The sequence below is a fragment of the Flavobacterium sp. CSZ genome, from assembly GCF_015350725.1.
Lineage (GTDB): Bacteria > Bacteroidota > Bacteroidia > Flavobacteriales > Flavobacteriaceae > Flavobacterium.
Map to the genome: position 1 here is coordinate 304,502 of NZ_JADKPQ010000002.1, position 11,502 is coordinate 316,003.

8 protein-coding genes are annotated in these 11,502 nt (G+C 34.8%); 7 read left to right on the forward strand and 1 reads right to left on the reverse strand.

Translation table 11 applies throughout. The features are described 5' to 3' along the window. Positions 1 to 74: 74 nt before the first annotated feature. Both IRZ78_RS03490 and IRZ78_RS03495 read left to right on the forward strand, forming a co-directional pair. Positions 75 to 1,295 (forward strand): MFS transporter, encoded by a 1,221-nt coding sequence (locus IRZ78_RS03490; protein WP_194615195.1) that lies wholly within the window; start codon positions 75 to 77, stop codon positions 1,293 to 1,295. Then, positions 1,285 to 3,150 carry an alpha,alpha-trehalase gene (locus IRZ78_RS03495; RefSeq protein WP_194615196.1) on the forward strand — a complete coding sequence of 622 codons (1,866 nt, stop codon included), beginning with the start codon at positions 1,285 to 1,287 and terminating at the stop codon, positions 3,148 to 3,150. The genes IRZ78_RS03490 and IRZ78_RS03495 overlap by 11 nt, the downstream gene beginning before the upstream one ends. A gap of 168 nt (positions 3,151 to 3,318) precedes the next feature. On the opposite strand, the gene IRZ78_RS03500 is transcribed toward IRZ78_RS03495, so the two are convergent. Next, the gene (locus tag IRZ78_RS03500) at positions 3,319 to 4,293 is read right to left on the reverse strand and encodes a polyprenyl synthetase family protein (RefSeq protein ID WP_194615197.1); all 975 of its coding nucleotides are present in this window, start codon (positions 4,291 to 4,293) and stop codon (positions 3,319 to 3,321) included. Positions 4,294 to 4,561: 268 nt separating this feature from the next. On the opposite strand from IRZ78_RS03500, the gene IRZ78_RS03505 reads away from it, so the two are divergent. The 5 genes from IRZ78_RS03505 (at position 4,562) to IRZ78_RS03525 (ending at position 11,480) form a co-directional block, all read left to right on the forward strand. Further along, positions 4,562 to 5,083, forward strand: a complete 522-nt coding sequence (locus IRZ78_RS03505; protein ID WP_194615198.1) for a YceI family protein — start codon at positions 4,562 to 4,564, stop codon at positions 5,081 to 5,083. 107 nt (positions 5,084 to 5,190) lie between these two features. Beyond that, positions 5,191 to 5,790: a TetR/AcrR family transcriptional regulator gene (locus tag IRZ78_RS03510; protein WP_194615199.1), complete on the forward strand. Its 600-nt coding sequence runs from the start codon at positions 5,191 to 5,193 to the stop codon at positions 5,788 to 5,790. Between the two features lie 10 nt (positions 5,791 to 5,800). Beyond that, on the forward strand, positions 5,801 to 7,135 hold the full coding sequence (locus IRZ78_RS03515) for a TolC family protein (RefSeq protein ID WP_194615200.1): 1,335 nt from the start codon (positions 5,801 to 5,803) through the stop codon (positions 7,133 to 7,135). 9 nt (positions 7,136 to 7,144) lie between these two features. Further along, a complete protein-coding gene (locus IRZ78_RS03520) occupies positions 7,145 to 8,212 on the forward strand; it encodes an efflux RND transporter periplasmic adaptor subunit (RefSeq protein ID WP_194615201.1) in 1,068 nt (355 codons plus the stop codon). A 91-nt stretch (positions 8,213 to 8,303) separates the two neighbouring features. Beyond that, positions 8,304 to 11,480 carry an efflux RND transporter permease subunit gene (locus IRZ78_RS03525; protein ID WP_194615202.1) on the forward strand — a complete coding sequence of 1,059 codons (3,177 nt, stop codon included), beginning with the start codon at positions 8,304 to 8,306 and terminating at the stop codon, positions 11,478 to 11,480. Positions 11,481 to 11,502: the final 22 nt, after the last annotated feature.

The following is an 11,502-nucleotide window of genomic DNA, read 5'->3' on the forward strand; positions in this document are numbered from 1 at the left end:
TACAGTACTGTAGAGGCGCACAGCAGTGCGTCTCCGTACAGTAACCACACAGCATAGACAAACAAATAAAAAAAATGAAAAACATAGGAATTAAAATCTCTCTTTACCTTAATTATTTTGTCTTCGCTATTTTATTGAATAGTGTAGGTATTGTGATCCTAAAATCACAGAAAAATTACGGAGTAGATGAAGTTCAGGCCAGTATTTTGGAAGCTTTCAAAGACATGCCCATTGCTATTGTATCATTTTTTATAGCCTCTTTTTTACCAAGAATAGGTTATAGAAAATCGATGTTGATAGGTTTGGCCTTGGTGACTTTGGCTTGTATTTCTATGTATTTTGGAAACTCATTCGATAATGCTAAGATTCTTTTTGCAACCGTTGGGGTTTCCTTTGCCTTGATTAAAGTTTCGGTTTATTCACTGATAGGCACCGTGACCGAAACCAAAAAAGAGCACAATGCTTTAATGAGCAGTATCGAAGGTTTTTTTATGGTTGGAATTGCGTTGGCCTATTTTTTATTTCCGGCTTTTAATCACGAAGAAGATCCTGATTCATGGTTGAATGTGTATTGGTTTTTGGCGGGATTATCGTTCTTGTCATTTCTGTTTTTATTTTTTGTAAAATTCAAAGAGCCCGAAGTTTCAGCAGGAGCAAACCTTAAAGATGATTTCCTGCAAATGTTCAAATTAATGGCAAAATTACTTACCGTTATTTTTGTGATTTGTGTCTTTTTGTTTGTCATGATCGAGCAGGGAATCCTTTCGTGGTTGCCAACATTCAATACAAAAGTGCTTCATTTACCAGAAAATATTAGCATAATGATGGCCAGTATTTTGGCTATTTCATTAGCTGTTGGGAGATTAATTGCAGGTATTGTAACCAAAAAAGTCAACTGGATCTGGGTGTTAAGTTTCTGTATTTTTTCGGCCATGTTAATTGTTGTTTTTGTACTTCCTAAAACCGTAGGTCTCGAGGTAAAAAACATCGATACACTTTCAGATATACCTTTAATAGGTTTTGCATTTCCATTAATCGGATTGTTTATTGCGCCTATTTATCCTTTATTAAATTCGATTGTATTAAGTGCTTTACCAAAGAATCTGCAAAGTTCGATGACTGGATTAATTGTGATTTTCTCTGCTCTTGGTGGCACATTAGGTTCCAGAATAACAGGTTGGCTGTTTAAAAATGAAGGGCCGGAAAACGCATTTTATTTTACTTTAATTCCAATGTCTTTATTATTAATATCCTTTTTTATTCTCAAAAAAATAACTGCAAAAGATGAAATTTAAATTACATATACTCCAAACCATCGAAAAATTATTGGCTCAGGAAGATACTGATGGCGATAAAAAAATAACGATCGATGATAATGGCCCAAAAAAGTTTTTGTTGCATGATGAAAACGGAAATTCTGCCTTGATTGAAGGAACTTATCAGCTTTCGAATTTGTTGCAGGAACTGGCTTTGGCCAAAAAAAACAATACCGAATTTGCCGAAATTAATCTGGATGAAATTACGGAAGATCCGGTAAAAAGAATTTCAGGAAAAATAAAAAATCTGTATTGGAAAGGTCTTACCAGAACGATTGATGCTGATGGTGTAAAGAAAATTCTAGAAGACAATAAAATCGAAAACGAACTGGCGTATTTGTATGTGCCATTTGGTGACGAAATAGTTTTTGATTATTTCAAGAAATTAGAAGCTGCAACACCAAAATTAAAAGTGGTACAAATGCATAAAAACATTTCGCCTGACTATGTTTTATCGCTAAATAAAAAACCAGGGATTTTAGCTTTGGCACTTCAAATTAAGAACAATGAAATCTCCGGAGTTCCCTTTGTGGTTCCTGGCGGAAGATTCAATGAAATGTACGGTTGGGACAGCTATTTTATTGCCAAAGGACTTTTGATCGATGATAAAATTGAACTTGCCTTGGGGATTGCAGAAAATTTTAAATATCAGATTGATCATTACGGAAAAATTCTAAACGCGAATAGAAGTTATTATTTAACCCGCACACAGCCGCCGCTTTATACATCCCTGATTATGGATGTTTTAGAAAAGTCGAATCCGGATATTTTCTGGATCGAAAGACATCTGAAAACTGCCATAAAAGAATATCAAACGGTTTGGATGGAAGAGGGGAAACGACTTACCGCAAACGGATTAAATCGTTATAAAGCAGAAGGAATCGGACTTCCATTTGAGGTAGAAGAAGGACATTTTGATGATATTTTAGAGCAATATGCACCAAAGTATAATCTCTCAACACGCGAATTTGAAAAGAAATATCTCGAAAGAGAAGTAGTAGATCCTGAACTCGATAAGTATTTTATTCACGATCGCAGTATGCGCGAAAGCGGACATGATACAACAAACAGATTGGTGGGAGTTTGCGCCAATTTGAATACAGTAGCGATCAATAGTTTGTTGTATAAGTATGAAACTGATATTGCTTTTTTGATTAAAAAGTACTTTAAAAATGAGTTTCAGTATTTTGAAGACAAATCTTTTTCAAGTGAATATTGGCTCTCAAAAGCTGCTTCGAGGAAAGAAAAAATCAATCAATTGTGCTGGAATCCCGAAAACGGAGTTTATCTGGATTACAATTTTGTAAACGAAGAACAGCATTTTTTTGAGGCCGCTCCAACATTTTACCCGCTTTGGGCAAAAATTAGTACTCCGGAACAAGCTGAGATTTTGGTAAAAAAGACATTGCCAAGGTTTAAAATGAAAGGCGGAATTGCCGGAAGCACCAAAGAATCTATTGCCGGCGTAGACGAAAATGCACCAATTCGCCAATGGGATTATCCGTTTGGCTGGGCGCCGCATCAAATGCTTTTATGGGAAGGTTTACTTAATTATAATTTCAACGAAGAAGCACAGGAAATGGTCTATCGCTGGCTTTGGCTGATTACCAGAAACGCGGTGGATTATAACGGAACTATTCCTGAGAAATTTGATTTATCGATAAGCTCGCACAAAATCTTTGCAGAATATGGAAACGTAGGAACCGAATTTGATTTTATAACCGAAGAAGGTTTCGGTTGGATGAACGCCTCATACCAATACGGATTGACTATTTTAGAAGGTAATCTAAAACAAAAATTATCCAATTTGGTAGATCCGGATGAACTTTTTTAATGTCTAAAAATGAGAAACCCTACAGATTTTTAAAACCTCTCGGGTTTACTTTGCGCAAAAAAAGCCACAGATTAAAAGATTTTCACAGATTAATCCTTGAAATCCTTTTAATCGGTGGCTTAAATTTTAGCTTACAGACTTTACTGAAAACTGAGACTGAGACTAAAATTAAACCTTTCTTCCCATTAAATTCTCGCCAAAAGTTCTAAGAATATTTTTCTTCTCGGCGTTAATATCCATTTTTTCTAAAGTTTCAAAAGCTTTAAAAGTATACATTTCTATGGCGTCCTGAGTAGCTTTTGAAGCACCCGATTCATTAAAAATGATTTTTGCAGTGGCTATTTTCTCCGTATTATCATCTAATTGTAAACTGAATAATTTTTCTAATTCTAATGCTTTTTCAGCTGATGAAAATTCTCGTGCTTTTAGATATAAATAAGTTTTTTTATTCACCATAATATCACCACCTACTTGTTTCCCGAAAGTTTCCGGATCTCCAAAAGCATCCAGATAATCATCCTGAAGCTGGAAAGCCAAGCCTAAATTCAATCCGAAATCATAAATAAAATCAGCTTCTTTTTCAGTAGTTTTGGCTACAATAGCACCCATTTTCATGGCTGCGGCAACTAAAACAGCTGTTTTATATTCGATCATTTTCAGGTATTGCGGAATCGTAACATCGTTTCTTTTTTCGAAATCAACATCCCATTGTTGTCCTTCGCAAACTTCAAGGGCTGTTTTGCTAAATAATTTTGCTAAGTCTCTAAAAACAGTTGGTTCGTATTGTTCGAAATACTGATAAGCAAGAATCAGCATCGCATCTCCGGAAAGAATTCCGGTATTCAGATCCCATTTTTCATGTACCGTTTCCTGTCCTCTTCGCAAAGGCGCATCATCCATAATATCATCATGAACCAGTGAGAAATTATGAAAAACTTCAACCGCCATTGCTGCCGGAAGTGCTACTTTATAATCAGTATCAAAAACTTCCGAAGCCATTAAGGTAAGTACAGGGCGCATGCGTTTTCCGCCAAGACCTAAAATATATTCGATGGGTTCATAAAGGTTTTTGGGCTCTTTATTAATACTTTGTTTTTGGAGATAATTGATAAAAAAATCCTGGTATTGGCTAATATCGTGCATAAAATATAATCTGAATTGCGAGCTCCAAAGATACGATTCATAATGAATTATTTCTTTCTTAAAGTTTTAAATGACAGTTTCCATTGCGAAATGACCCCAAAGCCGTTAATTCTTAAGGAGTTAAAATTATTTTTGAAAAAACTTGGAAACTTTTTTGGTGTTTAGAGTTTCCTGTCTATATTTGCACTTTCAATTGGAAACTCTAAACACTGTAAAAGTTTCCGTTGGGAATTTTAATGATTTATAAATTCACTAAAATCAAATATTTATGAAAACAACATGGACCTTAGATTCTAGCCAATCAGATGTTTTAATCAAAATGAGACATTCGATAATTGCTTACATGGGAGGAACGACTAATAAATTTGATGGTTATGTGAACATCGAAGACAATGAAATTGAAGATGCATCGGTTGAGTTTTCTTTAGATATCAATAACAAAAAGGATAGCTTTCAACAAATCGATACCTATTTACAACTTCAGGATTTTTTTGATGTAAATGAGCATCCTATCATTAGTTTTAAATCGACTTCTTTTCAAAAAGTAAATAATAACATCAATTTCTTTAAAGGAGATTTAACCATAAAAGATGTAACCAGAGTAGTGGAGCTTGATGCTGAGTTTATTGGCGTTAACACTTACAATGGCGAGAAAAAAGTTGCTTTTGAAATTAAAGGAGATATCAAACGTCAGGATTTTGGTTTAGATTATAATTCGTTCAATCATAATGGAGGTTTAGCTTTAGGTAAAGACATTAAACTGATTGCAAATTTAGAATTCAGTATATAAATCTTACAGAATGAATAAATTAATGTAAAATTATTACAAATATTACGGAAACTATTTTTCTGATTTTAGTTTCCTAATTATATTTGTGATACAATTTGAAAATTAAGATGAAAGAGAAAATTATATCAAAAGCAAGTGAATTATTTTTAAAACTTGGTTTTAAGAGTGTTACGATGGACGATATTGCAGGCGAAATGTGTATTTCGAAAAAAACGATTTACAAATATTTTTGTAACAAAGAAGTTCTGATCGAAGAAAGCACCTCGACAGTTCATCAACAAGTACATGAAGTTATTGATACTATCGTTGCGAAAAATTATAACGCCATTCATGAGAATTTTGAAATTAGAGAGATGTTTCGTGACATGTTTAAAAATGCGACCGATACTTCTCCTCTTTATCAGTTAAAAAAGCATTATCCTGAAATCTATCAAAATATAATGACACATGAAATCGATCAGTGTAATCATTATTTCAGGGATAATATCTTAAAAGGAATAAGCGAAGGTTTATACAGACCGGATTTGAATATCGATTTATATGTAAAATTTTATTACACCTTAATTTTTCATATAAATGCCACTACAGTCTCAGAAAGAGAAGCACAAAAAATAGAATTAGAAGCATTAGAATACCATACAAGAGCTATGGCAACTGAAAAAGGAATACTGGAATTAGAAAAACAACTTAAAAAAATTACTATTTAATCATCAATCTATGAAACGAATAATTCTTATATTTTTGTGTTCAATTGGCTTGTCTGCCAACGCACAAGTCAAAACACTAACCCTGAAAGAGGCTGTTGTATACGCGCTTGAAAACAAAGCCGATGCAAAAAAAGCAAAATTACAGGTTGAAAATAGTGAGTACAAAATTCAGGAAGTACGATCAAGAGCGTTACCGCAAATTTCTGCCAACGGAAATTTAACATACAATCCGGTAATTCAGACTACAGTAATTGATGGTGCGGGATTTGGTGCACCGGGAACTACAATTCAGGCAGCATTTGGTCAAAAATGGACTTCAACTGCAGGACTTTCTTTAACTCAGACAATATTTGATCAATCTGTTTTTACAGGATTAAGAGCTGCAAGATCTACCCGTGAGTTTTATCAAATAAACGATCAGTTAACAGAAGAGCAGGTAATAGAAAGAGTAGCTAATAACTATTATTCTGTTTACGTACAACGCGAAAGATTGGTTTTATTAGATAGCAGTTATGTTAATACTACTAAGGTTCGTGACATTGTAAAAGGACAATTTGATAACGGTTTGGCTAAAAAAATTGACTTAGATCGTATCGTAGTAAAAATGTCGAACATTGATACAGAACGTCAGCAAGTAAAAAATCAAATTACATTACAGGAAAATGCTTTGAAGTTTTATATGGGAATGCCTATTGAAGCTCAAATCGAGATTCCAAAAGAAGAATTTGAAGTTGTTCCTGCTGCATTAACAGAAGTGCCAAATGTTGAAAACAGAACAGAATATTTGCTTTTGAAAAAACAAGAAGAGCTTTTGGTGTACAATAAAAAAGCTGTTGAAGCAGGATATTACCCAACACTTTCTTTAACTGCCGGTTACAATTATATTGGACAGGGACCTGAAATGCCTTGGTTTGCAAAACCTAAGGACGGCGTTTACTGGTCAGATTTCTCTGCAATTGGATTGAATTTACATGTACCAATTTTTACAGGATTCGGAACTCGTGCAAAAGTAAGACAAGCTGATGTGGAAATCAGATCGCTTCAGGAAGATATGAAAGATACCAAACTTTCGCTTGATTTAGATTACAGAAACGCAATGGCTCAAATTGATAATAATCTTGTGACTATCAATAATCAAAAAGAAAATATGCGTTTGGCACTTGAGATCTTAAGCAACACAAAAAACAATTACCTTCAGGGATTGGCATCATTAACAGATTTGCTAGATGCTGAAAATGCATCACTTGAAGCTCAAAATAATTATACCAGAGCAGTATTGAATTACAAAATTGCCGAAGTAGCACTAATCAAATCAAAAGGCGAACTTAAAACTCTTATTAAATAACTAAACAAAATGAAGAAAACTATTTTAACAATCGTAATCATAATCGCAGCGCTGGGTGTGATTGGATATGTCTTAAATAATAATAAGAAAGAGAATAAAGAAAAAACAGATATCGTAGCAGAAAAAAATGCTGCAGTTTCAGTAAAAGTAGCTCCTGTAAAAACAGAAGAAGTTTCATTAGACTTTGTGGCTAACGGAAATTTTCAACCCATTCAGCAATTGACTTTCTCTGCGGAAAAATCAGGAAAAGTAATTAGCGTTTTGGCTAAAGAAGGAGATTATGTAAGAGTAGGTCAAACTTTATTGACAATGAGAGGTGATGTAATTAATGTAAGTGCGCAACAAGCTCAGGCTGTTTACCAAAATGCAAAATCCGATTACAGCCGTTACGAAAATGCTTTTAAAACAGGTGGTGTTACAAAACAACAATTAGATCAGGCAAAATTAGCTTTAACAAATGCTGAGTCTAACTTAAAACAAGCTAACATTAATGTTGGAGATACTAAAGTAAAAGCTCCAATAAACGGATTCATCAACAAAAAATACATTGAGCCGGGATCTATCTTAACAGGAATGCCTGCAACTGCTTTGTTTGATATTGTAAATGTTTCTAAATTAAAATTAGTAGTTACAGTAAACGAAAATCAGGTTGCAAGCTTAAAAGTTGGAAACCAAATTAATGTAACAGCAAGTGTTTATCCTGACAAAACTTTCTCTGGAAAAATCACTTTTATTGCTGCAAAAGCAGATGAGTCTTTAAATTTCCCGGTTGAAATCGAAATTACAAATAACATAAACAACGACCTTAAAGCAGGTATGTACGGAACTGCAAACTTTGCATCAAACCAGCAAAAACAACACCTTATGGTTGTACCAAGAAATGCTTTCGTAGGAAGTGTGAGCAGCAACGAGATTTTTGTAGTTGAAAAAGGTATTGCAAGATTAAGAAAAGTAACTGCAGGAAGAATTTTAGGAGATCAGGTGGAAATTATCAAAGGATTATCTGACGGAGAAACTGTAATTGTTACAGGTCAAATTAACTTACAAGACGGTAATACTGTAGAAATTATTAAATAATTATTTGGCTATAAGCCTTAAGCTATAGGCTATAAGCTGTTTCAAAGCTTAAAGCCTACGGCCTACAGCCTAAAGCGTAAAGAAAAAATATATGAAATTAGCCGAAATATCCATAAAACGTCCGTCGTTGGTAATTGTACTGTTTACAATTCTGACTCTTGGTGGATTGTTCAGCTACAGCCAATTAGGCTACGAGCTGATCCCGAAATTTGAACAAAACGTTATTACAATTTCTACTATTTATCCTGGAGCTTCTCCAAGTGAGGTAGAAAATACCGTGACCAAGAAAATTGAGGATGCGATTGCCTCCTTAGAGAATGTTAAGAAAATTGACTCAAAGTCATACGAGAGTTTGTCTATTGTTTCGATTACACTGACATCAAACGCAAAAGTCGATTTTTCTTTGAATGATGCGCAGCGTAAAATTAACGCCATTATTAGTGATTTACCGGATGATGTAAAAACGCCGGCACTAACCAAGTTCTCGCTGAGTGATTTACCAATTATGACATTGGGTGCCAACGGAAAAATGGATGAAGCAGCATTTTATGACTTAATTGACAAAAAAATTGCTCCTATTTTATCTCGTGTACAAGGTGTTGCCCAGGTAAATATCATTGGTGGTTCAGAGCGTGAAATTCAGGTAAATCTTGATGCTGTAAAAATGCAGGGTTACGGATTGTCTGTTCCGCAGGTACAACAAACTATTTTGACTTCGAACTTAGATTTCCCAACAGGAAACATCCAGACTCGTGATCAAAAAATATTAATTCGTTTAGCGGGTAAATATAAAAGTGTTGGAGAATTAAGAAACTTAGTGGTTTCTTCTCAAAACGGAATTCAGGTTCGTTTAAGTGATATTGCCGATGTTCAGGATACTCAAAAAATTGCTGAAAAAATATCACGTGTAGATCAAAAAAGTGCGATCGTTTTACAAATCGTAAAACAATCTGATGCGAATGCGGTGGCGGTAAGTGAGCAATTATTAAAAACGATTGCCATTCTTGAAAAAGATTATAAAGTAAACCAGCTAAAATTAGAAGTTGCAAAAGACAGTACTGTTTTTACTCTTGAAGCTGCAGACTCTGTAGTACACGATTTATTAATTGCGGTAGTTCTGGTAGCTTTCGTAATGTTGTTCTTCCTGCACAGTATTAGAAACTCGCTGATCGTAATGGTTTCTATTCCGGCATCGTTGATTGCAACCTTTATTGGTATTTATTTAATGGGATACACCCTAAACTTAATGAGTTTATTAGGATTATCTCTTGTGGTTGGTATTCTGGTCGATGATGCGATTGTGGTATTAGAAAATATCTACAGGCACATGGAAATGGGTAAAAGCCGAATTCGTGCTTCGTACGATGGTACTGCCGAAATTGGTGGAACTGTAACTTCAATTACATTAGTAATTGTGGTAGTATTTTTACCAATCGCGATGAGTTCAGGATTGGTATCTAATATCATTACACAATTTTGTGTTACTGTAATTATATCAACTTTACTATCACTTTTAGCTTCGTTTACAATTATCCCTTGGTTATCATCTCGTTATGGTAAATTAGAGCATATTGAAGGAAAGAATTTATTTGGAAGAATTATTCTTGGTTTCGAAAGTTATTTAACACGTTTCACTAACTGGGTTTCTGAATTATTGACCTGGTGTTTAGATCATTATTATAAAACTCTTGCTGTTGTATTGATCTTGTTCTTTGGATCTACAATAGGATTAATGGGAGGTGGATTCATTGGAGGAGAGTTTTTCGCATCATCTGATAGTGGGGAGTTCTTAGTTCAGATCGAAATGCCAAAAGATGCTTCGTTAGAACAAACGAACTTCATGACTCAAAAAGCTGAGGCTTACTTAAAAGCACAAGAATACGTTCATAGCCAAATTACAACTGTAGGACAAACTTCAGAAGGTTTTGGAGCATCGCAAGCTACGGCATACAAAGCAGAGATCGACGTAAAAATGATCGAACAAAAAGATCGTACGGATGATGCGAATGTTTACGCTGCAAAAATCAAACGTAAGCTTGAAAAAGTATTGGTTGGAGCAAAAGTAAAAACAGTTCCTGTAGGTATCTTAGGTACTGCCGAAGATGCAACATTAGGATTAATTGTAACAGGTCCGTCTACAGAAAGTGCTATGGCATTTGCAAAATTAGCCGAAGCTGAATTACGTACTATTCCTGGAACAACAGAGATTAAATTAACTGTTGAGGACGGAAACCCTGAGATCAACGTAAAAGTAGACCGTGATAAAATGGCTGCTTTAGGATTAACACTTCAAACAGTTGGTTTAACCATGCAAACTGCATTTAGCGGTAATACAGATGGTAAATACAGAGCTGGAGAATACGAATACGATATCAACATTCGATACAATGCATTCGACAGAAAAAGTATTACTGATGTAAGTAATTTGATATTTATTAATGCAGCAGGACAACAAATTAAATTGTCTCAATTTGCAGATATTACAGAAGGTTCAGGACCTAGCCAGTTAGAGCGTAGAGATAAATCGGCTTCTGTAACCGTAAAAGGACAAAACGTTGGGGTACCATCGGGAACAATTGTTACACAATGGCAGGCAAAATTAGATAAGCTTAAAAAACCAGCCGGAGTAAACTATATCTGGGGAGGTGACCAGGAGAACCAATCTGAAGGATTTGGTACTTTAGGAATCGCTTTATTAGCCGCAATTATTTTGGTTTACTTAGTAATGGTGAGTTTGTACGACAGTTTCGTTCACCCGTTTGTGGTATTGTTTGCTATCCCGCTTTCCTTTATCGGAGCGATGTTAGCCCTGGCATTAACAAACAACTCATTAAATATCTTTACGATTTTAGGTATCATCATGTTGATTGGTCTGGTGTGTAAGAATGCGATCATGCTTGTCGATTACACCAACCAAAGAAGAGCAGCAGGAGAATCAATCAGAACGGCATTAATTCAGGCGAATCACGCTCGTTTACGTCCGATCCTGATGACAACAATTGCGATGGTATTTGGTATGTTCCCAATTGCATTAGCATCTGGAGCAGGAGCTGAATGGAAAAACGGATTGGCCTGGGTAATTATCGGAGGATTAATTTCTTCTTTATTCTTAACCCTGATCGTAGTTCCTGTTATTTATAACATCATGGAGAAAATTATTCATAAATTCTCTAAAGGAGAAAAAATCGATTATGAAGCTGAAATGGTTGCTGATTATGAGCACACAGAATTAAGTGAAGACGGTTTTAATCCTAAACATACCCATTAATTGATTTAATTTTAGACTGAAA

Bases quoted from the DNA above. Each gene is read 5' to 3' on its own strand.
- IRZ78_RS03490 (WP_194615195.1), top strand. From the start codon at position 75: ATGAAAAACATAGGAATTAAAATCTCTCTTTACCTTAATTATTTTGTC.
- IRZ78_RS03495 (WP_194615196.1), top strand. From the start codon at position 1,285: ATGAAATTTAAATTACATATACTCCAAACCATCGAAAAATTATTGGCT.
- IRZ78_RS03500 (WP_194615197.1), bottom strand. From the start codon at position 4,293: ATGCACGATATTAGCCAATACCAGGATTTTTTTATCAATTATCTCCAA.
- IRZ78_RS03505 (WP_194615198.1), top strand. From the start codon at position 4,562: ATGAAAACAACATGGACCTTAGATTCTAGCCAATCAGATGTTTTAATC.
- IRZ78_RS03510 (WP_194615199.1), top strand. From the start codon at position 5,191: ATGAAAGAGAAAATTATATCAAAAGCAAGTGAATTATTTTTAAAACTT.
- IRZ78_RS03515 (WP_194615200.1), top strand. From the start codon at position 5,801: ATGAAACGAATAATTCTTATATTTTTGTGTTCAATTGGCTTGTCTGCC.
- IRZ78_RS03520 (WP_194615201.1), top strand. From the start codon at position 7,145: ATGAAGAAAACTATTTTAACAATCGTAATCATAATCGCAGCGCTGGGT.
- IRZ78_RS03525 (WP_194615202.1), top strand. From the start codon at position 8,304: ATGAAATTAGCCGAAATATCCATAAAACGTCCGTCGTTGGTAATTGTA.